At 71.2% G+C, this 21440-nt stretch carries 19 protein-coding genes; 11 read left to right on the plus strand and 8 right to left on the minus strand.

Translation table 11 applies throughout. The features are described 5' to 3' along the window. The first annotated feature begins 572 nt into the window (after nucleotides 1–572). From MZC64_RS41780 to MZC64_RS41805, 6 genes are read left to right on the plus strand one after another with little or no spacing between them, the layout of a single operon-like run. Nucleotides 573–1991: a family 2B encapsulin nanocompartment shell protein gene (locus MZC64_RS41780; RefSeq protein WP_247764775.1), complete on the plus strand. Its 1419-nt coding sequence runs from the start codon at nucleotides 573–575 to the stop codon at nucleotides 1989–1991. After that, complete coding sequence (locus tag MZC64_RS41785; protein WP_247764774.1) at nucleotides 1991–4690, plus strand: cholesterol oxidase substrate-binding domain-containing protein; 2700 nt, start codon at nucleotides 1991–1993, stop codon at nucleotides 4688–4690. The genes MZC64_RS41780 and MZC64_RS41785 overlap by 1 nt, the downstream gene beginning before the upstream one ends. Before the next feature lie 16 nt (nucleotides 4691–4706). Next, nucleotides 4707–5759, plus strand: coding sequence for a hypothetical protein (locus MZC64_RS41790; protein ID WP_247764773.1), 1053 nt, complete (start codon nucleotides 4707–4709; stop codon nucleotides 5757–5759). Next, nucleotides 5756–7078: a cytochrome P450 gene (locus MZC64_RS41795; RefSeq protein ID WP_247764772.1), complete on the plus strand. Its 1323-nt coding sequence runs from the start codon at nucleotides 5756–5758 to the stop codon at nucleotides 7076–7078. Before MZC64_RS41790 ends, MZC64_RS41795 begins: the two co-directional genes overlap by 4 nt. Continuing rightward, nucleotides 7075–8427: a family 2B encapsulin nanocompartment shell protein gene (locus MZC64_RS41800; RefSeq protein WP_247764771.1), complete on the plus strand. Its 1353-nt coding sequence runs from the start codon at nucleotides 7075–7077 to the stop codon at nucleotides 8425–8427. Before MZC64_RS41795 ends, MZC64_RS41800 begins: the two co-directional genes overlap by 4 nt. Further along, nucleotides 8424–9446, plus strand: coding sequence for a family 2 encapsulin nanocompartment cargo protein polyprenyl transferase (locus tag MZC64_RS41805; RefSeq protein WP_247764770.1), 1023 nt, complete (start codon nucleotides 8424–8426; stop codon nucleotides 9444–9446). Before MZC64_RS41800 ends, MZC64_RS41805 begins: the two co-directional genes overlap by 4 nt. Before the next feature lie 155 nt (nucleotides 9447–9601). Here MZC64_RS41805 and MZC64_RS41810 read toward each other — a convergent pair whose 3' ends face one another. Together MZC64_RS41810 and MZC64_RS41815 are read right to left on the minus strand one after the other, a co-directional pair. Beyond that, nucleotides 9602–10495 (minus strand): NADP-dependent oxidoreductase, encoded by an 894-nt coding sequence (locus MZC64_RS41810; protein WP_247764769.1) that lies wholly within the window; start codon nucleotides 10493–10495, stop codon nucleotides 9602–9604. A gap of 32 nt (nucleotides 10496–10527) precedes the next feature. Continuing rightward, on the minus strand, nucleotides 10528–11628 hold the full coding sequence (locus MZC64_RS41815) for an FAD-dependent monooxygenase (protein WP_247764768.1): 1101 nt from the start codon (nucleotides 11626–11628) through the stop codon (nucleotides 10528–10530). A gap of 91 nt (nucleotides 11629–11719) precedes the next feature. On the opposite strand from MZC64_RS41815, the gene MZC64_RS41820 reads away from it, so the two are divergent. After that, on the plus strand, nucleotides 11720–12298 hold the full coding sequence (locus MZC64_RS41820; protein WP_247764767.1) for a TetR/AcrR family transcriptional regulator: 579 nt from the start codon (nucleotides 11720–11722) through the stop codon (nucleotides 12296–12298). A 97-nt stretch (nucleotides 12299–12395) separates the two neighbouring features. Here the strand turns inward: MZC64_RS41820 and MZC64_RS41825 are convergent, their stop codons facing one another. Further along, entirely contained in the window at nucleotides 12396–13382 is a 987-nt protein-coding gene (locus tag MZC64_RS41825; RefSeq protein ID WP_247764766.1) for a transcriptional regulator TrmB, read from the minus strand. Nucleotides 13383–13626: 244 nt separating this feature from the next. Between MZC64_RS41825 and MZC64_RS41830 the strand changes: the two genes are divergently transcribed. Further along, the gene (locus MZC64_RS41830; protein WP_247764765.1) at nucleotides 13627–14922 is read left to right on the plus strand and encodes a S8 family serine peptidase; all 1296 of its coding nucleotides are present in this window, start codon (nucleotides 13627–13629) and stop codon (nucleotides 14920–14922) included. Nucleotides 14923–15113: 191 nt separating this feature from the next. Then, the gene (locus MZC64_RS41835; RefSeq protein WP_247764764.1) at nucleotides 15114–15836 is read left to right on the plus strand and encodes a ParB N-terminal domain-containing protein; all 723 of its coding nucleotides are present in this window, start codon (nucleotides 15114–15116) and stop codon (nucleotides 15834–15836) included. A gap of 38 nt (nucleotides 15837–15874) precedes the next feature. Here the strand turns inward: MZC64_RS41835 and MZC64_RS41840 are convergent, their stop codons facing one another. The 5 genes from MZC64_RS41840 to MZC64_RS41855 all read right to left on the minus strand — a co-directional run bounded on the left by MZC64_RS41840 (nucleotide 15875) and on the right by MZC64_RS41855 (nucleotide 18741). Beyond that, nucleotides 15875–16618: a type 1 glutamine amidotransferase domain-containing protein gene (locus tag MZC64_RS41840; protein ID WP_247764763.1), complete on the minus strand. Its 744-nt coding sequence runs from the start codon at nucleotides 16616–16618 to the stop codon at nucleotides 15875–15877. A gap of 528 nt (nucleotides 16619–17146) precedes the next feature. Continuing rightward, nucleotides 17147–17623, minus strand: coding sequence for a hypothetical protein (locus tag MZC64_RS41845; protein ID WP_247764762.1), 477 nt, complete (start codon nucleotides 17621–17623; stop codon nucleotides 17147–17149). Between the two features lie 142 nt (nucleotides 17624–17765). Continuing rightward, the gene (locus MZC64_RS41850; protein WP_247764761.1) at nucleotides 17766–18446 is read right to left on the minus strand and encodes a hypothetical protein; all 681 of its coding nucleotides are present in this window, start codon (nucleotides 18444–18446) and stop codon (nucleotides 17766–17768) included. Continuing rightward, nucleotides 18443–18574 (minus strand): hypothetical protein, encoded by a 132-nt coding sequence (locus MZC64_RS48385; RefSeq protein WP_282106726.1) that lies wholly within the window; start codon nucleotides 18572–18574, stop codon nucleotides 18443–18445. The genes MZC64_RS41850 and MZC64_RS48385 overlap by 4 nt, the downstream gene beginning before the upstream one ends. After that, nucleotides 18571–18741, minus strand: coding sequence for a hypothetical protein (locus tag MZC64_RS41855; RefSeq protein ID WP_247764760.1), 171 nt, complete (start codon nucleotides 18739–18741; stop codon nucleotides 18571–18573). Before MZC64_RS41855 ends, MZC64_RS48385 begins: the two co-directional genes overlap by 4 nt. Before the next feature lie 929 nt (nucleotides 18742–19670). Here MZC64_RS41855 and MZC64_RS41860 point away from each other — a divergent pair. Continuing rightward, the gene (locus MZC64_RS41860; protein WP_247764759.1) at nucleotides 19671–20237 is read left to right on the plus strand and encodes a Chromate resistance protein ChrB; all 567 of its coding nucleotides are present in this window, start codon (nucleotides 19671–19673) and stop codon (nucleotides 20235–20237) included. Beyond that, nucleotides 20234–21403, plus strand: a complete 1170-nt coding sequence (locus MZC64_RS41865; protein ID WP_247764758.1) for an MFS transporter — start codon at nucleotides 20234–20236, stop codon at nucleotides 21401–21403. Before MZC64_RS41860 ends, MZC64_RS41865 begins: the two co-directional genes overlap by 4 nt. The last annotated feature ends 37 nt before the right edge of the window (nucleotides 21404–21440 follow it).

Below are 21440 nucleotides of genomic sequence, written 5' to 3' on the forward strand. Positions count from 1 at the left end.
ACCACCAATCGAAGCAGGGAATTGTTGAGCAATCGGTTCCGAGGCGGAAGGGACGCTATGTCGGGCCGCTCTGCGAAGACAAGATCAGCCTGACCGGTTTAACCCGATCGGGTTCAAAAGCGGACATTTAGTTCCTATGCCCTTGATTTTGCCGCATGATTGCCTGCCGCTCGCCGGCCGGAACCGGGACCACCGAATGGCCTATTGACCTTGATCCGCCATTCCGGTGATTCGGGGCACGGCCCGGCCGCCGGCCTGCCGGGCGGGTTGACCAGACACACCCGCACCGGCCACCCCGGCCGGCCCGCACGATCGGTGCGGAAATGTCGAGGCTTGCCTGGGTTAATGCAAACGCCGGTTCGGTTGTTGCCGAGGAGAACTCGACCTCACACGGAATTTTGCTTCGCCCAATGTGCGCACCGATACCCAGTCTCCATCCACAGTGGACCGTTGACGCCCCACCCAGCGTAGGAACAACCGCCGGCCACGCATTTCCCGCTTCCCCGATCGGCCAATTGTCAGCCGGAATTTCCGGTCACTACCGTCGGACTCCCCTAGAGCTGGAGAGTGTTGTGACCGAGACGGTGCATAATTCTGTTGCGGAAGAGCCGCAGTCGCAGCTGAGCCTGTCCACCACTGCCGCGCGAAATCTGGCGACCACCACCAAAACCGTGCCGCAAATGCAGGGCATTTCCTCGCGGTGGCTGCTGCGGCTGCTGCCCTGGGTACAGGCAGGCGGTGGCACATACCGGGTGAACCGCAGGCTCACCTACACCCTGGGTGACGGCCGGGTGTCCTTCAGCACGGTGGGCGCCGAGGTGCGGGTCATCCCGGCCGAACTGGCCGAACTGGGACTGCTGCGCGGGTTCGACGATCTGGAGGTGCTGGAGGCGCTGGCCGGGCGGTTCACCCAGCGGGAGTTCCGGCCGGGCGAGCTGATCGCCGGCGCCGGGCAGCCCGCGAGTGAACTCATCCTGATCGCGCACGGCAAGGCCAACCGGATCGGGGTCGGCGAGTTCGGCGACGACAGCCTGCTCGGGGTGCTCGCCGACGGCGAGTACGCGGGCGACCAGGCGCTGATCCAGGAGCAGAACTGGCCGTACACGGTCAAGGCGATCACGCCGGTGACCGCGCTGCTGCTGTCCCGGCAGTCCTTCCAGGAACTCCTGGAGCAGTCGCCGGAGCTGCGCGAACACCTGGCGCACTACCAGGTGCGGGCCGGGCAGGCGCAGAACGAGCAGGGCGAGGCCGCCATCGACCTGGCCTCCGGACACGAGGGCGAGGCCGAGCTGCCCGGCACCTTCGTCGACTACGAACTCGACCCGCGGGAGTACCAGCTCAGCGTCGCCCAGACCGTGCTGCGGGTGCACACCAGGGTCGCCGATCTCTACAACGACCCGATGAACCAGATGCAGCAGCAACTCCGGCTGACCATCGAGGCCCTGCGCGAGCGCCAGGAGCACGAACTGGTCAACAACCGCGAGTTCGGCCTGCTGCACAACGCCGACCTCAGCCAGCGCATCCACACCCGCTCCGGCCCGCCCACCCCCGACGACCTGGACGAACTGCTGGCCACGGTGTGGAAGGACCCGGCCTACTTCCTGGCCCACCCGCGCGCGATCGCCGCCTTCGGCCGCCAGTGCAACCAGCGTGGCCTCTACCCGCACGCCGTGGATGTCGGCGGGCACCGGATCCCGTCCTGGCGCGGCATCCCGATCTACCCGTGCAACAAGATCCCGATCTCCCAGACCCAGACCAGCTCGATCATGCTGATGCGGGTCGGCGAGCAGGACCAGGGCGTCATCGGGCTGAACCAGATCGGCCTGCCCGATGAGTACGAGCCCGGCTTGTCGGTGCGGTTCATGCAGATCAGCGAGAAGGCGATCATGTCCTACCTGGTCAGCACCTACTACTCCGCGGCGGTGCTGGTGCCGGACGCGCTGGGCATTCTGGAACACGTCGAAATCGGCACCGAAAGCCAGCCGGGCTGATGCCGTCGTTCACCATGCCGCGGTTCTACCTGCCGTGGCCCAGCCGCCTCAATCCACACCTGGACCAGGCCAGGGCGAACTCCCTGGACTGGGCGCGGAAAATGGGCATCTTCGATTCGGCTCTCTGGACGGAAAGCCGGTTCGAGTCGATGGAACTGGCCCTGTTGTGCGCCTACGGGTATCCGGACGCGCCCGGCCCGGAACTGGACGTGGTCACCGAGTGGAATGTGTGGGTGTTCTTCTTCGACGACTACTTCGTCGAGGCGTTCAAACGGGGCCGGGACCTGGCGGGCGCCCGCGCGCACCTGGCCCGGCTGCCCGCGTTCATGCCGCTGGAACCGGGTGGCGATTCACCGGAACCGACCAATCCGGTCGAACGCGGGCTGGCCGATCTGTGGCCACGCACCGTGGCCCGGATGTCCCCCGGCTGGCGGGCCCGCTTCGCCGCCAGCACCACCGACCAGTTCGAGGAGGTCTTCGCCGAACTGGCCAACATCGGCCACGACCGGGTGCCCAATCCGATCGAGTACATCGAGATGCGGCGCAAGGTCGGCGGCGCGCCGTGGTCGGCGGACCTGCTGGAGTACGCCCTGGATGTGGAGTTGCCGCCGGAGATCGTCGGCACCAGGCCGATGCGGGTGATCCGGGACAGCTTCGCCGACGCGGTGTTGCTGCGCAACGACATCTTCTCCTATGAGCGGGAGATCCACGACGAGGGCGAGCACGACAACGGGATCCTGGTGCTGGAGCGGTTCCTCGGCCTGGACACCCAGCAGGCCGCGGACACCCTCAACGATCTGCTGACCTCGCGGCTGCGGCAGTTCGAGCACACCGCGCTCACCGAGGTGCCGCCACTGGTCCCCGAACACCGGCTCGGCCCGGCCGCGCAATCCGATCTGGCCCGCTACCTCACCGGGCTGCAGGACTACCAGTCCGGCGCGCACGACTGGCATCTGCACTCCAGCCGCTACCAGACCGAGGGCGCCGACCGCGCGCCCTCGTGGGGACCGCCCGGCGGGCTGACCAGCGCCCGGCCCGCCGGTGCGGAACCCCCGGCCTTCCCGGCCGGGATCCCGTTGCGGCACGGCACTTTCCGCAACTGGTCCGGTGAGATCGAGAGCGAACCGCTGTGGACGGCGACGCCCGCGCACGAGCAGGACGTGCTCACCCTGGCCAACTGGGCGCACACCCACGGCTGGCGGCTGCGGCCGCGCGGAGCAGGGCACAGCTGGGCGCCGCTGGTCACCAGGGCGGGCGAGCGGGGCGAGGTACTGCTGGTCGACCTGGCCGGCCTCACCGCGGTGCGTATCCAGCCCGGCGAGCCCGCCTCGGTCACCGCGCAGACCGGCGTCCGGATGGAGGATCTGCTGGCCCAGCTGGAAATCGCGGGCTACGGCGTCACCGCGGTGCCCGCGCCAGGGGAGATCACCCTCGGCGGTGTGCTGGCGGTGGACGGGCACGGCACCGCGGTGCCCGCCGACGGCGAGATCCGCGCACCCGGCCACAGCTACGGCACGGTGAGCAACCTGGTGCTGCGGCTGACCGCGGTGGTCTGGGACGCCGGCGCCGGGGCCTACGTGTTGCGCGAGTTCGACCGGGACGAGCCGGAGATCGGCGCGCTGCTGGTGAGCCTGGGCCGGATCCTGATCACCGAGGTGACACTGCGGGTCGGGGTGAACCAGCGGCTGCGCTGCCAGAGCTTCGACCACATCCCGGTGGCCACGCTGCTGGCCCCGCCGACGACGGCCGGACCGGACTCGCTGGCCGCGTGGGTGCGCAGGCACGGCCGGGTCAACCTGCTCTGGTATCCCTACACCGACACGCCGTGGTTGCAGGTGTGGAGCGTCGAGCCGCAGCGTCCGCCGACCGCCCGGGTGGTGGACCAGCCCTACAACTACCCCTTCCGCGACGTGCTACCCCGCGCCGCCTCGGAGTTGCTGGCCCGGATCCTGGCCGGGAATCCGGCGCTCACCCCGGCGTTCCAGGCCATGCTGCTGGCGAGCATGAGCACCGGGCTGTCGCTGACCGCCTCGCGGGACCTGTGGGGCTGGTCGAAGAACACCCTGCTCAACATTCGCGGCAGCGCGCTGCGGGTGACCTCCGGCAGCTGGGCGGTGCTGACCAGCCGGGCCAACCTCCAGCGGGCGGTCAGCGAGTTCCACCGCTTCTGCCGGCGCACCCTGGCCGAGCACGCCCAGGCCGGCCGCTACCCGATCAACGGCATGATCGTGGCCCAGATCAGCGGGCTGGACGAGCCGCGCGAGGTGGCCGGTCCGGGGGCGGCGGCGCCGCTGCTGTCGGTGGCCCGGCCCCGGCCGGATCACCCGGACTGGGATGTGGTGCTGTACCTGGATCTGACCACCACCCCGGGCACCGCGGACGCGCCGCGATTCTACCGGGAGACCGAGCAGTGGCTGCTGGCCAACTTCACCGGCGACTACGCGACCGTCCGCCCGGAATGGTCCAAGGGCTGGGCCTACGACGGGGAATCCGCCTACGCCGACCCCGGCGTGCGCGAGCAGGTGATCCCCTCGGCCTACCGCGCGGGCCAGTCCTGGACCCAGAGCTGGGACGGCGCGGTGGCGGCCTTCGAGGAGCTGGACCCGCACGGGGTGTTCGGCAGCCCATTCCTGGACTCACTGCTGGCGCCCGCCTCCGCCTACCGGCTGCCGAAGGGCGCGAGCCATGCCTTCCGTTGAGCACCAAGGGTTTCCGATGCCCTGGCCGGTCCGGCAGCACCCCGACCTGGCCGAGATCCGCCCGGCTGCCAGGGCCTGGGCCGCCGAGATGGGCATGCTGGCCTTCGTCTGGGACGGCCACCGCTACGACAGCACCGATTTCGGGCTGTTCGTGGCACTGACCCACCCGGATGTCCCGGCCCCCGGCATCCACCTGGTGGCGCACTGGATCATCTGGGGCACCTACCTCGACGACTACTTCGTCGAGAAGTACAAGCTGCCCGCGAAACCGGTCCAGGCCAGGCTGTTCGTCGAACGACTCGCGCTGTTCCTGCCCGCCGGCGAAGCACCCACGCCGATTCCGCTCAACCCGGTCGAACGCGGCCTGGTCGACCTGTGGCCGCGCACGACGTCCACAATGGACAGTGCGGCGCGGGCGGTGCTGGCCCGGCAGGTGCTCGGTTTCGCCGGGGGCAACCTGTGGGAACTGGCCAACCGGGTGCACCAGCGCGCGCCCGATCCGGTGGACTTCGTGGAGATGCGCCGCCAGACCATCGGGCGCGGGCAGGCCGCGGCGATCGCGGGTGCGGCCGGGGGTGTGCTCCTGCCGCCCGAGATCCGGCGGAGCAGACCGATCCAGCTGCTGGACGCGATCGCCGCGGATGCCCCCGCACTGTTCAACGACATCGTCTCGCACCGCATCGAGACCGAGTACGAACGCGAGATCAGCAACGGTGTCGTGGTGGTGCAGGCGTTCCTGCGCTGCGACCGGGACCGGGCGATGGCGGTGCTGGGCGACCTGGTCACCGCGCGGCTGCGCCAGTTCGAGCACATCGTGGCCACCGAACTGCCGGTGCTCTTCGACGACCTCGCCCTGGATGCCGCCGGGCAGCAGCAGGTCGTGCGCTATCTGGACGGGCTGCGGGCCTGGATCGCGGGCTGGCACGCCTGGCATCTGCGCACCGGCCGGTTCGACCAGCGCAACCTGCCCGGCCCCCGGCGGCTGCTGCGCGGCCCGGCCGGGCTGGGCACCGCCGCCGCCCGGCTACGGCAGGCCCTTCCGGACCCGTTGATTGGTGGTCGATCATGACGAACTCGCTGACCCGCCCGGACGGCCTGCCGCCAGGCCCCGAGTTGGACGCGGAGGGCTGGCTCGCGGTGGAGCGCGATCAGCCGCGGAGCCTGTGGGAGCTGTACCGGCGCTACGGCCCGCTGTTCACCGTGCGCGGGCCCGGCCGCACTCCTCGGGTGTACGTGGCCGAGCCGGAGGCGATCCGGCAGATTTTCGTGCTGCACAGCAAGGATCTGCACGGGCAGGGCACGAACCTGTTCCGCCCGTTGGTCGGCGAGGGTTCGATCACCTTCCTCAACGGACGCCGCCACCAGGAGGCGCGCCGGGTGATGAGTCAGGCCATCGCCGCGGCCGACCCGCACCAGCGCGGCCGGTTGATGGCCGACCTCGTCTCGGCCGAGGTGGCCCGGATCCCGGCCGGGGGCGTGCCGCTGCCGGAGTTCACCAACGAGGTCACCCGCAAGGTGATCATCCGTCTGCTGCTGGGCGCGCTGCACCCGGAACAGGGCCGGGACCTGCTGGGCGCCTTCGACCGCGCGGTGGCCGCCCTGCACGACAAACAGCTGGCCACCCTGGCCGAGAACGAGCCGGCCGCCCAGGCCGCCCAGGATCGCTACGCCGCGGCGGAAGCGGACCTCGGCCGGATCCTGGCGGCACTGCTCACCGCGCATCGGGCTGGCTCGCACGCGGCCGAGACCACCATCCTGGACCAGCTGCTGGACTCCCCCGCGGTGCTCTCCGACGCCGAGGTCGTCTGCTACCTGATGACGATCCTGGTCTCCGGTCAGGAAACCACCTCCTCCTCGCTGGCCTGGGCGCTGTGCCACCTCGCCCAGCACCCCGCGGCCACCACCCGGCTGCGCGCCGAACTGGCCGCGGCGGACGCCCGGGATCCCGCGGGCTATCCCGCCCTGCCCTACCTGCAGGCGGTCTGCCAGGAAACCCTGCGGCACAGTTCGCCGGTGCCCAACGGCAGCGCGCAGAAGGTGCGCACCGAGTTCCATTGCGCCGGGCACACCTTCCCGGCCGGGGTGGAGATCGTGCCATCCATCTGTGTTGCGCACCAACGGGAAACCCCGTTCGCCGACCCGGCGGACTTCCGGCCGGAGCGCTTCCTCGACCAGCGTTACCACAACCACGAGTACCTGCCGTTCAGCGTCGGCGTGCGGTACTGCCCGGGTTCGGCGATGGCCAACCAGGAACTGTCCATCGCGCTGGCCATGATCATGCGGGATCCGGCGGTGCGGATCGACCTGCCGCCACACGGCGTGGACGCGATCACCATCGGGCCCACCGTCCGGGTGCCCGGCAACTGCCTCATCCGGCGGGCGCGATGAGCAGGCAGCAGCTGAGCCTGGGCGTCGAGGCCGCGCGGAAACTGGCCGGCACCACCAAAACCGAGCCGCGGAACCGGGGTGTCTCGCCGCGCTGGCTGCTGCGGGTGCTGCCCTGGGAGGAGGCGCCCGGCGGCGTCTACCGGGTGAACCGGCGGCGCACGCACACCGCGCCGGACGGGCGGGTCGGCTGCACCACCGTGGACGGCACGCCCAGGGTGATCCCGGCAACGCTGACCGAAGTGCCGTTGCTGCGGGGCCTGTCTGACACGGACGCGTTGCGGGAGCTGGCCGGGGCGTTCGCACCGAGGGAGATCGAGCCGGGGCAGGTGCTGACCGAACCGGAGTTTGTCCTGGTGGTGCACGGAAAACTCCGGCGCACCCGGCCGGGGACCTACGGCGAGTCCAGCGAACTGGGCAGGCTGGCCGACGGCGACCACCACGGCGCGGACCACCTGCTGACCGGCGAGGCCCCGCCCGAGGTTCTCACCGCGCTGACCCACTGCACCGTGCTCACCCTGTCCCGGCAGGCATTCCAGGGGGTGCGCGCGCGGTCCAGGGGGCTGCGCGAGCACCTGGCTGAGCACGCGGCCCGTGCGCGGCTGCCGCGCAACCGGCGCGGTGAAGCCGATATCGGGGTGAGCGCGGGACATCACGACGAAACCGGGCTGCCCGGCGCGTTCGCCGACTACGACCCCGCGCCGAGGGAGTACCCCCTCAGCGTGGCGCAGACCGTGCTGCGCGTGCACACCAGGGTGGACGACCTCTACAACGACCCGATGAACCAGTTCCGGCAACAGCTCCGGCTCACCGTCGAGGCGTTGCGGGAACGCCAGGAACGCGAGCTGGTCACCAACGCCGGGTTCGGCTTGCTGGCCACCGCCGACCGCGACCAGCGCCTGCACACCCGCGGCGGCCCGCCCGCCCCCGACGACCTGGACGAACTGCTCGCCCGGCGGCGTAAGACCAGGGCGATCCTGGCCCACCCCAAGGCGATCGCCGCCTTCGACCGGGAGTGCGGCCACCGCGGCCTGCACGCCGAGACCGCCGAACTGCACGGCCGGGCGGTGCGCACCTGGCGCGGGGTGCCGCTGCTGCCCTGCGACAAGATCCCGGTCTCCGCGCGCGGCGCGACCTCGATGCTGGCGCTGCGCACCGGACTGGCCGATGCAGGCGTCATCGGTCTGCACCAGACCGGGTTGCCGGCGGAGCACGAGCCCGGCCTGAACCTGCGCCGGATGTCCACCGGTTCGCGCGCGATCACCGAGTACCTGGTCAGCGCCTACTACTCGGTGGCGGTGCTGGTGCCCGACGCGCTCGGCGTGCTGACCTGCGTGCAGGTGGGCCGATGACCACCACCGAACGCCCGGCGCGGGAGGTGCTGCGCTGGAGCCGCACCCTGGTCGAACCCGCCCTGCGCGCGGCCATCGCGGAACTGCCCGACTCGACCCAGCGGATCGCCGCCTACCACCTGGGTTGGGCCGACGAGCAGGGCAGGCCACGGGATGCCAACGGCGGCAAGGCGATCCGGCCCGCGCTGACCCTGCTCAGCGCGCTGGCCGTGGGCGGCACGGCCGAGACCGCGCTGCCCGCGGCGGTCGCGGTGGAGCTGGTGCACAACTTCTCGCTGCTGCACGACGATGTGCTGGACCGGGATCCCACCCGCAGGCACCGCCCGACCGCCTGGACGGTGTTCGGCGTCAGCCAGGCCATCCTGACCGGGGATGCCTTGCTGGCACTGGCTTTCCAGGTGCTGTGCGGCAGCGGCCACCCCGGCGCCGCACGGGCCGGCGCGCTGCTGGGCGCCACCGTGCAGGCGCTGATCGACGGTGAGCAGGCGGACCTGGCCTTCGAGCGGCGGCCGGGCATCACGGTGGCCGAATGCCTGGCCATGTCCGAGCGCAAGACCGGCGCGCTGATGGGGTGCGCCTGCGCGATCGGCGCGATCTTCGGCGGTGCGGACCCGCCGGTGGCCGACCGGATGCGCGCCTTCGGCCTCGACCTCGGGGTGGCCTTCCAGCACGTCGACGACCTGCTCGGCATCTGGGGCGATCCGGCCACCACCGGCAAACCCGTCTACGCCGACCTGCGCCGCCGCAAGAAAAGCCTGCCGGTGGTCGCCGCCCTGTGCTCGGCCACCGCACCCGGACGCCTGCTGGCCAGGCTGTACCAGCAGGACACCCTCTCCGAAGCCGACCTGGCCCACGCCGCCGAACTCATCGACCACGCCCGCGGCCGCGCCTGGAGCCAGGCCAGGGCCGCGGAACTGCTCTCCACCGCCGCCCGCCACCTACGCGCCGCAGACGCCGCCAGCGGCCCAGCAGCCGAACTCAGCACCCTGGCCCGCCTACTCACCCACCGAGACCACTAACTCACCGGCGTGTTGGCCGTTGTCGTACCCAGTCTTGGCCGAACTCGTACCACTTGGCCCAACTGGTACGCCCACTTTGGCCAAACTGGCGTACCAGTTGGGCCAACTCGCCGTCCACAACGGCCAACACGCCGTACGAGAACGGCCAACACGGTTCAGGGGTGCAGGACTCGGCGGCCTCGGGTGTGGCCGGTTTGGCTGTCGTGGTGGGCGGCCGCGGCTTCGGCTAGTGGGTAGGACTTTTCGACCGGGATGTGCAGCTTTCTCCGGGTGATCAGGTCGGCGGCCTCGGCCAGGGCCGCCGGCATGCTGCCCGCTTTCCCGGAGAAGTGGACGCCGAACTCCGGCGCGCTGAGATCGGCGATGGAGACCACCTTTCGCGGATCCCCGGTCAGTTCGACCAGATCGCGCAGCACACCCGCGCCCGCCACGTCGAGCGCCGCCTGGACCTGGCCGAGCCGCCGCACCCGCTCCACCCAGCCCGCGCCGTAGGTCACCGGGTGCGCGCCCAGGCCGCGCAGGTAGTCCTGGTTGGCGGCGCCTGCCGTGCCGATCACCGTGATGCCGCGGTCGCGGGCGATCTGCAGCACCGCCGAACCGACACCTCCGGCGGCGCCGCTGACCAGCAGCGTCTGGCCCGGTCGCACCCCGACCTCGCGCAGGATGCGCAGCGCGGTCTCCACCACCGAGGGGTACCCGGCCGCCTCGGCGAAGCTCAGCCCCGCCGGCATCCGGGCCCAGGCCGAGAGCACCGCGAACTCGGCGTAGGTGCTCGAACCCGCGCCGAACACGTGCTCGCCGACCTCGACTCCTGCCACGCCCGCGCCCACCTCGTCCACCACCCCGGCGGCGTCGATCCCGATCCCGGCGGGCAATTCGACCGGATGGGCGTGCTGGAGCTGTCCGGAGCGAATCCGCCAGTCGACGGGGTTCACGCCCGCCGCGCGCACGGCGATACGCACCTGTCCGGGGCCTGCGTGTGGCGGCTCGGCGGCTTCCAGGCGCAGCACGTCCGGAGCGCCGAACTCGGCGAAGGTCACTTTCCGCATGTCGTTGTCCCTCATGTTGTTGGCCGGCTTGGTCAGTAGGTGGTGGGCGCGGTGCTGCGCATCCAGTGGCTGAAGGCGGCGTAGCGCTCGGCGGACTCGACGGCCCCGTTGGCCTGCTCCACCGCGGCGGCGTGCGCGCGTACCTGGTCGAAACGGGCTCTGCGGGCGCTGTCGTAGCGGGCGAGTGCCTCGGCGAGGCCGGCTCCGCGCGCGAGTTCGGCGCGCAGCACCCCGGCGTCCTCGATGCCCAGGGTGCCGCCCGCCGCGATGTGCGGGGACAGGCCGTGCGCGGCGTCCCCGATCAGCGCGACCCGCCCGGTGGTCCAGTGCGGCAACCCGGGGACGCGCATGATCCGGTTTTCCAGGATCGACTCCTCCGGGGTCGCCGCGATCATCGCCAGCAGCTCGGCATGCCACCCGGACCCGGCCACGTTGCGGGCTCGCCGCAGTGCCCGATCCCGTTTGCCGCCAACGAGTTCACCGGCGTCGAACTGGGCGACCCACCACATGGTCCGCCCCTCCGCGACCCGGGTGTAACCGCCCCGGGTCCGCGCGGAACCGATGGTGATCATCGTGCCCGCCGGCCGCTCGTCGCCGGCGGGCACCACGGCCCGCCAGGCGTGGTGCCCGCCGTGCGGGACCGCCGCGCTGCCGGGCAGCAGGGCGGCGCGCACGCCGGAGTGCACGCCGTCCGCGCCGATCAGCAGGTCCGCCCGCAGCCGGGTTCCGTCGGCCAGGTGCGCCACCACCTGCGTGTCGTGCTCGGCGAAACCGATCACGCGGGTGCCCAGGCGGATCCGGTCCCGGCCGGCGGTGTCGGCGAGCAGGTTGGTCAGCTCCGGCCGCGGCACCATCAAGAACCGGTAGGCGTCCGGGTCGTAGCCCGGCGCGCGTGCCGGCCGGCCGGCGGCGTCGTAGAACCAGGCGTCCACGGGTGTGCCCATCCGCCGGACCCGCTCGCCGATGCCGAGCAGGTCGAACTCGCGCAACGCGTTGTCCCACAGGCCGATGCCAGCCCCGGCGGCCCGCACCCGCGGCGCCTGTTCCAGCACGGTCACCTCGTGCCCGATCAGCCGCAGTGAGGCCGCGGTGGTCAGGCCGACCAGTCCCGCGCCCACGATCACCGTACGCATCCTCGGTTCCCCTCTCGTCCTCCTCTCGAACATAACACTAACGGTTAGCTTTAAACAACAGCTACACTTTTGCACCTGATAGCATCAGCGCATGACCGCACCGCCCGGACGTCGGGAGCGCAAGAAGGCCGCGACCCGCCAGAAGATCGCCGACACCGCCCTGCGGTTGTTCCTGGCGCGCGGGTACGACGCGGTGGGCATCCGGGACGTGGCCGCCGAGGCCGACGTGGCCGTCACCACCGTCTTCTCCCACTTCGCCTCGAAAGAGGCCCTCGTGTTCGAGCAGGACCAGGAGTTCGAGCAACGCCTCACCCAGGCGGTCACCGGCCGGGCGCCGCGGGAACCGCTGATCCCCTTGCTACGCCGCGAGATCCACGCCCTGGTGCGGCACTGCTCGGCGGAGGGCTCGACCCAGACCTGGAACCTGATCCAGGATTCCCCCGCCCTGCGCCAGTACGAGGAGTCCATGCGCCTGCGTCACGCGGAATCGCTGGCCGCGGCCCTGACCGCCGATCCGGACCTGTCCAGGAGCAGCACGGCCTGCCGCGCGCTCGCGCGGTTCACGATCGAGGCCTTCGCGCTGGCCAGGGAGGCAGCCGATCCGGACGCCGCGGTGGACGAGATCTTCCAGATGATCGAGGCGGCCTGGGCGGCCACCGCCAGCGAGTGAACCGTGTTGTGCTTGTGGTGCAACGGGTTCGCGGTCGGCGGGGACGTTCGGGCACGGAGTCGACAGGGCGCGCGGTGTTTCCAGGATGTCTCCGCGGTCACAACCACCCACGGCGTTGTGCCTGCAAGGCGAGCTGGAACCGGGAGGTCGCGCCCAACCGGGTCATCAGCAGCTGCAATCGGCGGAAGTAGGTCCGGCGGCTGACCCCGATCTCGCGGATGACCCGCTCGTCGCTGAGACCGGCGGCGAGCAGGACCAGCAGCCTGCGGTCGGCCAGCGGCAACCGCTCCGCGCCTGGATCCGCCCCGTAGAAGGGGATCGCGGTCTGCCAGGACAACTCGAAGTAGGCGATCAAGGCCGACAACAGTCCGCACGGGCGCACGATCAGCACCGAGTTGTTGACATCCGCCTCGGCGATCGACAGCGACAGCAGGGCACAGGTGTCGTCGATGATGGTCAGCTTGACCGGCAGCGACGGCAGCACCCGCGCCTGCTCGCCCGCGCCGATACAGATCTCGACGTTCTCGGTGAGATAGCCGGGATTCTCCAGCGAGGCGCGGGAGTACACCGAACGGTGCTGGATCCCCCGGGCGAGCTGGGCCAGCTCCTCGGTCGCGTTGGCGCCGGCGGTGAAGAAGTAGGGCGGCGAGTCGAACCGCCGGACCAGGGCACGGGCGCTGTCGACCGCTCGCCGGATGCGATGCCCGATGGACTCGCCGGTGACCACCTCGACCAGGTTGTCGGCGTAGGTCGACAAACGCCTGCGGCGGAAGCACTCGAAGGCGTTGGTCACCGCGATCCGCGCGTCGTCCAGCTCGGCCGCCCGGCGTCGGCTGAGGACCTCCAGCCCGGTCGCCGGCGGCACCGGCGCGACCAGCGCGTCCTCCGCGCCGACCGCGCTGGCCAGGCCCGCCTCGACCAGCTGCCCGTAGGCCAGGGTCAGCGAGGCGACCTCCAGGCCGGTGCCCGCGGCGAGCTGGGGCAGCGGACCGGGCACCCGGTTGAGCAACAGCACGTACAGCCGTGCCGCCGCCTCGCCCAGACCGAGCCGCCGCAGCTTGGTGATGAGCCCGTCGTTGTCCATCCACGCATGCTGGCATCCGGACGGCGGTGCGGTGCCGCTGTCCAACCGCGGATCACGCCACGCGTCAACGGATTCCCGTCTCCGGCCCGCGCGACCAGCACCGCGCCGGGACGGCCGCGCTCACCGCGGGTGGCTCGCTGGTGCCGCTGTCCCATCGGTGCCGCCACTGGGCCTGCCCGGCGGATAGAACAAGCCCCGTCAGCACTTCATGGCCCATGGGCACTCCCTGCTGAAGGAGCCAGACATGAGGACCAGGAAACTAATGGCCGCCATGGTGATCGCCGCGGCGGCCACCACCGGCCTGCCCGCACACGCCGCGGCCGGGCAGTCGATGGACGTCATCGTCCAGCTCGACCCCGCCGTCGCCGACCCCGCCGCACTGGCCGAGGTCCACCTGAACCGGCACGGCGGCACCCTGCGCGGGGTCTACCGGCACGCCCTCAAAGGCTTCGCCGCCACCCTCTCCCCCAGCGCCGTCACCGCACTGCGCGCCCACCCACTGGTCAAGTCCATCGAGCCGGACGGCCCGATGTCGATCAGCGGCGAAGCCATGCCCTGGGGCAGCTGGCCCGCCTTCGACAACCCCCAGCCCCAAGCACAATCAGTCCCCACCGGCATCCGCCGGGTCTTCGCCGACGACAACCCCAACCTGAAGATCAACGGCCAGCCCGACTACGTGCCCGACGTCGACATCGTCATCTTCGACACCGGCATCGACTTCGACCACCCCGACCTCAACGTGGCGGGCCGCGTCGACTGCACCTCCGGCACCTGCCAGGAGAACACCGGCGACGACCGGCACGGCCACGGCTCGCATGTGGCTGGCACCGCCGCGGCCGTCGACAACGGCACCGGCGTGGTCGGCATCGCCCCCGGCGCCCGGCTCACCGCACTGAAAGTACTGGGCGACAACGGTTCCGGTCAGTGGTCCTGGTTCGTCGCCGCGGTCGACTGGGTCCGGGCCAGGGCCGCTACCTACGAGGTCGCCAACGCCTCCCTCGGCGGTACCGGCGCCCCCAGCGCACTGGAAACCGCGATCAACAACCTGGTTGACGCCGGCGTCCCGCTCACCGTGGCCGCGGGCAACAACAAGGCCGACGCCAGAAACCACCAACCCGCCGCCTACGCCTCGGTGATCACCGTCTCCGCACTGGCCGACTTCAACGGCGACCCCGGCGGCGGCGCCGCCAGCACCTGCCGCGCCGACCAGGACGACACCCTCGCCGACTTCTCCAACTTCGGCGCCGGCATCGAGATCACCGCACCCGGCGTCTGCATCCACTCCACCTTCAAGGACGGCGGCTACAACCAGACCTTCAGCGGCACCTCCATGGCCGCCCCACACGTCGCGGGCGCGACCGCCCTCTACGCCAGCGTCCGCAAACCCGCCAACCGCGCCGACGTCTTCGCCATCCGCGACTACCTGCGCAGCACCGGCAACCTCAACTGGACCGACGACTCCCCCGACGGCGTCAAGGAACCCCTCCTGGACCTCGGCGACGCCACCAAGTGGCCGCCGGCGCCGGCCGGCAGCCGGTGAACGTTCCCTAGCCAGGACAGCCCGCGCGGGAGACGCCCGAGATCGTTATGTGGCACACGACTCGGGCGTTCTCTCGCACGGGTGGCCCCGGCCACACCCGTTGTGTGACAGGTTCCCCTGCGAAGTTGGAGCGTGAAAGCCATATGGAGCACCGCACTGTCCGGCGGACTCCGGGAATCAACTCCTGTCCGGTGACCGTCCCGGTTGACCGGCTGCGAGTGCCGTCGTCTCTGCGCACCTCCGGCCTGAGCATCGAACACGCCCGATCACTGGCCGAACTCACCGCCTTCCCACCGATCCTCGTGCACCGGCAGACCATGCGGGTGATCGACGGGGTGCACCGCCTCCAGGCCGCGGTGCTCAGCGGCAGGCGGACCGTCCAGGTGTGCTACTTCGACGGCGACCAGGAAACGGCCTTTCTGTTGCGGGTCAAGGCGAATGCCACACACGGCCTGCCACTGCTGCTCGCCGAACGCCGGGCGGCGGTCGAGCACATCGTGCACCTTTGTCCACAGTGGAGCGACCGGGCGATCGCCGCGACGGTCGGCCTGTCCGTGCACACGGTGGCGGGCATCCGGGTCGCGCTCCAGGGGGACAACCCGGCGGGAGCAACCGGCCGGCACAACGACCGCACCGGGCCTCGTGGTCTGGCGGCGGCGCTACGGCAGCTTCGCCAGGACGCGGGCGACCGGGTGGCCACGCGCTGGCAGAATCTGTTGCGCTGGCTGGAGGCGAACCATTCCGTGTCGGCCGACTGGCTGGTCCTGCGGGACAGCGTGCCGCGGCAATGCTCCCCGATGCTGTCGCGGCTGCTGCGCGAGTGGGCCGGGGAGTTCGTGCGCTTCGCCGCCGAACTGGAGCGGCTGGAGGCCGCGGCCACCAGCCCGGCAGCGGAGGACGCCGAAGCCAGGTGACCGCGGCGCTGGGCGCCTGGCACGCGGTTGCCGGACCGCTAGGCGAGCAAGTCGACCAGGGTCTTCGCGAACAGATACGCGTCACCGGGCCAGCGGGCGCTGAGGTACCGGCCCGACCGCACAACGAAAGCCGGCCCGTCATCTGATGCGGTGCCACGCTTGCTCAGCTCGACCGGACCGCGCTCGAACTGCTCGATCCGGTCCAGGGCCGCGCACACCTCGTCCTGCACATAGGCCGGGTACGTCCGGTAGTACCGCCCCAGGCGCCAGGCGGTGAGCCAGTACGCGGTCCGTTCCAGGTATTTCGGCAGACAGGTGGTGCGTTCCCCGGCCAGCACACTGCGACCGGTGGCCGGATCCAGGGTGCGCGCCAGCACCAGCACGCCGTGGCAGATGGCGGCCACCGGCCTGCCCAGGCTCCAGAACTCGGCGACCTTGGCCTGGAGCACCTCGGAACCCAGGTACTGCCGCATCCCCGGGGCATGCCCGCCGGGCAGCAGCAGGGCGTCGTAGGCGGCCGGGTCGAGCGTCCCCCAGGCGAGCGGAGCGCGGAACGCGTCATCGTGTTCCAGACTCGCGTAAAAGGCCTTGGGCTGACTGGCCGCGCCGAGCTGACCGAACAACACGCCGGTCAGCAGCCTGGGATCCGCGGCGGGCTGATGGCCACCCTGTTCGGTCGCGAACACCACTCGGTGCCCGGCGTCGGTCAGCACTCGCCAGGGCACCGCGACCTCGGTCACGTCGAAGTCGCGATCGGGCAGGGGCAACAGCACAGTGGCCACCGCGGTTCCTCACTGGTCGGCGTCATCGGACCCGCAGCACGGAGCAGCACTCATGTGCTTGCCGGAGAGTGCAAACTACCGCGCGGGCGGCCAGCCGGCCGAGTCCGCGGTTGCCCGGGCCGGGCCAGGGTGGCCGCCGCGCCCGGGTGTTCGATCCCGAGGGCAACGAGTGGAGTGCGGGCGCCTACCGGCCCGGCGGATGAGGTCGCGCCGACAGTCAGCCGCGTTCGTCCTCGGGGTACAGCGGTTCGTCCTGCGCGCGCACCCCGCGGATGACGCCGATCGCGATCGCCAGCCACAACGGTGCGCTGACCAGCCACCCCATCATTCGGCGAACGCCAGATCCGCGACCCGGGCGTCCCCCACGAGCGTACAGGCCACCAGCGAGACGAGCAGGGCAGCGGCGGGCCGCCCACGGTCGACAGGGACCGGCGGCCGGACGGAGCGGAGGATGTCTCCCAGCTTCCTGCGATCATCCCCAGGTACCAGTGCCATCACCGAATTCTGCGTGTTCTGATCTTCACCGCGTTAGCAGTGAAGTGGCACAGGCTTGCACTTTTCTGAGGTGAGCTGGGCCAGCTCGGGTGGCACCAGCGTGGTGGAGACCAGCAGCTCCTGGAACAGGTTGTCGTGCACCGTGGTGCCGGACCGCGCACCGGCTTCCGCCGGGGTCAGCCCAGGCACACCGTTGTCGGCGAGTCGCTGGCGCACGGCGATCAGCACCCGGTTGACCCGCTTCCTGGTCCAGCCGACCTCCGGTTGGAGTTCCCGCAGGGCCTGGGTGGCTTCGCGGCAGGTCACCGAGCCGTGCTCGCGGCTGACCTGGTGGTCGTCGGCGCCGACGCACAGCTGCTTCTCCGCACGGCCGCGGCCGAACAGGATGGCGCGCCCCTCCCGCGGGGTGACCGCGATGCCGCCGGCCGGGGCCAGCGCGAACAGGGTTCCTGGCACGGCGGGCGGGATTCCGTAGGCCAGGCTGTCGTATTCGGGCCAGCGGTGGCGCATCGTTCCTCCGTCCCCGGCACGGATGACGGACTGTCCACAATGACCGTCCACAGTGACCGTACGCAGCAGAGCGCCGGGCCGGGAAAATCTGGCTGGCCACACAGAGTTCGGCCCGGTCCGACTGTGGTTGGACAACGCGGATTCAGGCGCCGTCCGTCGGCCGCGCACGAATTCCGCTGGGCACCGGGTCCAGCCCGGCCCGCATCCGCTTGCGCACGTCCTGGGCCGTGGACAGCGCCACCCCGGCCTCCAGGGCGACCTCGCGCAGCAGGGCGCCGGGCCGGGCGGCGAACAACTCCCCCGCCCGGCGGCGTGCCTCGGCGCTGCTGACCGGGCGGGCGCGGCCATCCCGGCCGATCCGCGGGCCGCTGCCGCCCGATGCGCCGAGCCGGCGACGCGTGGTGGCCACCGTGGTCGGGGATAGACCGGCGACCTCGGCGATGAGCCGGTCCGACCATTCCGGATAGGCACGCAAGGTCCAGGCCACGATGGCGGATCTGTCCGATGTGGACAGTGACAGTCCACCCAGCACGGCGGCGCGCGCGGCCAGCAGCACAGCCTGCCGGATGGTGCCCTCGAACAGGCACACCTCGACCTCGGTACGCGCCCCGGCCACCGCGAAGCGCAACCGGTCCAGGCCCTCGATGACCCGCGCTGTGCTGCCGTGCAACAGAATCGGCTGCGACTCGGTCAGTGTCGATGTCGGCCCGCTCTCCGCCACCCGCCGCGGGAGTATCGGTTCCGCGGGCAGTGTCGACAGGGGTACCAGCCACACCGGCAGGTCCAGCAGGTGCAGTTCCGGCCAGGACGCCAGCCGGTTCACAGCGCCCGCAACCCGCGCGGCACCCAGGCCATGAACTCCAGTGCCGGCACGGTGCCCGCCGGCCGGCGGGCACCGTGGTTCCGGCCACGGACCGCGGTGCGCAGCGCCGCGGGAGACCAGCGGGTCATCGGCGACCGAACCGGATGGTCACCGGGCGGCGGCGCAGCTGTGCCGGGGCGCGGTAGGCCGGGGAGGCCGGGAACGGGCAGGCGGGCGCCCGCTCATCTGACGGTGGTGGCAACGCGAGTGCCGCGGCCAGGGTGGTGCCAGGGTCGGAGCGGTACTCCCACAACACGATTCCGGGCTCGAACGGGTCCCAGCCGGCTTCCTGGCAGACGCGATGGGCGCTGGCCGCCTGGTTCGTCGGCCCAGATGGTCACCACATCGGCGTGCTCGGGCCAGCGGCGGACCGCACCGAGCAGGTTCGGGCGGTGTTTTCCGCCGAAATAGTGGAAATCCCAGCCGTCCCGGACCAGTTGGCTGAGCAGTTCGGCGACTCTGGCGCTGATCTCCGTCATGTGATCTGCCTTTGTCGGAGTCGGAGAATGCACGGCGGGGGCGGCGGCATCGAGGGACGGGCTGGTCCGGCTCGTCGGCGACCTGCCGGAGGGCGGTCGGGCAGTCGCGGGCGAAGGCGGACAGTGCCGGCGTCCAGGAAGATGGGCACTGTCCAGCGGACCGGACCAGCCCGCCGGGGCCGCCGGGTCGCCATCAACCCGGCGGAGCGGGTTCCGCCCGGATCGGCGGCGAGTTGACCATACCGAGTTTCCGCACCGGCACTATTGCCGGAAAAACACTCATGATCCGCACTACTCCGACACTATTCTTCATACCGAAATCACACTCCGCCGCATACCGGAAACCAGGCCACCAATTCGCAACGCGATGGCGTCGCAAGGAAGGATCCCGATATAGCGGCACCGGCGTCAACAGCCGTATCGCGGTACATTAACTACCAGGTTGGACTGAACCCTTCCCGCACCCAGACGGCGCCGGCAGGTGCCGCCGGAGCACCCGACCGTCAGGATTGCGCCCGCGGCGCCTGTCCACCCGCACCCTGTCCTCGGTTGGACGTCAGGTGCCGCGCTTGGCCATACCGGATCTGCTGGCGACCCGGGTTGGCCTCGTTATGCACGCTCACCGGCACTTGTCCGACAAGGGCCGTCTCGCGCATTTCTCCGCTACGTTACGAGGTCCATTGTAACGCCTGCTACATTTCTCCTCGTGCCAGATACCGACCAGACCACCCGCTGGCTGATCCTGGTGATCAAGCTGCCCGCGGACCCGTCCCGGCACCGGGTGGCGGTGTGGCGGGAGCTGCGCAAGGTCGGCGCGCTGTCGCTGGGTCAGGGCATCTGGGCGGTGCCGGAGGTGCCGGTGTTCGCCGACGGGGTGCGCCGCGCCCTCGATCTCACCGACAGCGCGGGCGGTCAGGGCGTGACACTCCAGGCCACTGGGCGATCGGCGGCGGACGCGGACCGGTTCCGGGAGATGTTCACCGCGGCGCGTTCGGCGGACTGGGTGGAGTTCCTCGCGGACTGCGGCAAGTTCGAGGACGAGATCAAGAAGGAGATCCGGATCGGCAAGTTCACCCTGGCCGAGCTGGAAGAGGAGGAGCAAAGCCTGGAGCGGTTGCGACGCTGGCACCGGGACCTGACCGCGCGCGACGTGTTCGGCGCGCCCGAGGCCGACGAGGCCGGGCACCGCCTCAAGCAGTGCGTCACCGCCTGCGAGGACTACGCCGAGCGGGTCTTCACCGCACTGCACAGCACCGGCGCGGACGGGGCATGACCGCGCCAAAGCGGGCCATGTGGCCGTTGTACGCCGCCGGGTTCACCACCTCCTTCGGCGCGCACGGCATCGCCGCCAACCTGGGCGGCTCGGCCGAGGACGCGGTCACCTCGCTGCTGGTGCTGGGCGGGCTGCTCGCCCTCTACGACGGCGCGGAAGTGCTGCTCAAGCCGGTCTTCGGCACACTCGCCGACCGGGTCGGCGGCAAACCGGTGCTACTCGGCGGCCTGATCGCCTTCGCCTCGGCCTCCGCGCTCTACGCCGTCGCGGACAGTCCGGGCTGGCTGTGGGCAGCCCGTCTCGGCCAGGGCGCGGCGGCCTCCGCCTTCTCCCCCGCGGCCGCCGCGATGGTCGCCCGGCTCAACCCGGCGGCCAAACGTGGTCGCGCCTTCGGCAGCTACGGCTTCTACAAGTCCATCGGCTACACCCTCGGCCCACTGCTCGGCGGCGTCCTCGCCTGGGCGGGTGGCCTGCAATTGCTGTTCACCGTCATGGCCGGGTGCGCGGTGATCGTCGCGATCTGGGCCGCCGTCGCCGTGCCCACCGTGCCACCGCTGCCCCGCGCCCGGCAGACCGTCGCCGACCTCGCCCGCCGCCTGGCCGACCGCGGATTCCTCGCCCCGACCACCGCGCTCGCCGCCGCCACCGCCGCGCTGTCGGTCGGTGTGGGCTTCCTGCCGGTTTCCGGCGCGGCGGCCGGACTCGGCGCCATCGCCACCGGCGCCGCGGTCTCCGTGCTGGCCGCCACCGCCGCGCTCGTCCAGCCCTGGGCCGGTCGTGCCCTGGACGCCGGCCGGCTCAGCACCCGCACCGGACTGCTCGCCGGGTTGCTCATCACCGCCGCCGGACTTGGCGCCGCGGCCCTGCCCGGCCTGACCGGTGTGCTGCTGGCCGCCGCCCTCATCGGCGGCGGCACCGGGCTGATCACCCCGCTCGGCTTCGCCGCCCTGGCCGCCGCCACCCCGGAGGCACGTATGGGCCAGACCATGGGCGCGGCCGAACTGGGCCGCGAACTCGGCGACGCCGGGGGCCCGCTGCTCGTCGCGGGCGTGGCCACGCTGACCACCCTGGCCGTCGGCTACGCGGCCCTGGCCGTGCTGCTGGCCGTGATCCCATTGCCGGCACTGCTGAAACGTCGGCGCGCCATCTCGACGGAACGGCCTTGACCTTCGAGTCGAGGTGAAGGTTTACCGTCAACGGGTG

Origin of the sequence: Crossiella sp. S99.2, assembly GCF_023094165.1 — a bacterium.
Classification (GTDB): Bacteria; Actinomycetota; Actinomycetes; order Mycobacteriales; family Pseudonocardiaceae; genus Crossiella.

Bases quoted from the DNA above. Each gene is read 5' to 3' on its own strand.
- MZC64_RS41785 (WP_247764774.1), top strand. From the start codon at position 1,991: ATGCCGTCGTTCACCATGCCGCGGTTCTACCTGCCGTGGCCCAGCCGC.
- MZC64_RS41790 (WP_247764773.1), top strand. From the start codon at position 4,707: ATGCCCTGGCCGGTCCGGCAGCACCCCGACCTGGCCGAGATCCGCCCG.
- MZC64_RS41795 (WP_247764772.1), top strand. From the start codon at position 5,756: ATGACGAACTCGCTGACCCGCCCGGACGGCCTGCCGCCAGGCCCCGAG.
- MZC64_RS41800 (WP_247764771.1), top strand. From the start codon at position 7,075: ATGAGCAGGCAGCAGCTGAGCCTGGGCGTCGAGGCCGCGCGGAAACTG.
- MZC64_RS41805 (WP_247764770.1), top strand. From the start codon at position 8,424: ATGACCACCACCGAACGCCCGGCGCGGGAGGTGCTGCGCTGGAGCCGC.
- MZC64_RS41810 (WP_247764769.1), bottom strand. From the start codon at position 10,495: ATGCGGAAAGTGACCTTCGCCGAGTTCGGCGCTCCGGACGTGCTGCGC.
- MZC64_RS41815 (WP_247764768.1), bottom strand. From the start codon at position 11,628: ATGCGTACGGTGATCGTGGGCGCGGGACTGGTCGGCCTGACCACCGCG.
- MZC64_RS41820 (WP_247764767.1), top strand. From the start codon at position 11,720: ATGACCGCACCGCCCGGACGTCGGGAGCGCAAGAAGGCCGCGACCCGC.
- MZC64_RS41825 (WP_247764766.1), bottom strand. From the start codon at position 13,382: ATGGACAACGACGGGCTCATCACCAAGCTGCGGCGGCTCGGTCTGGGC.
- MZC64_RS41830 (WP_247764765.1), top strand. From the start codon at position 13,627: ATGAGGACCAGGAAACTAATGGCCGCCATGGTGATCGCCGCGGCGGCC.
- MZC64_RS41845 (WP_247764762.1), bottom strand. From the start codon at position 17,623: ATGCGCCACCGCTGGCCCGAATACGACAGCCTGGCCTACGGAATCCCG.
- MZC64_RS48385 (WP_282106726.1), bottom strand. From the start codon at position 18,574: ATGACCCGCTGGTCTCCCGCGGCGCTGCGCACCGCGGTCCGTGGCCGG.
- MZC64_RS41865 (WP_247764758.1), top strand. From the start codon at position 20,234: ATGACCGCGCCAAAGCGGGCCATGTGGCCGTTGTACGCCGCCGGGTTC.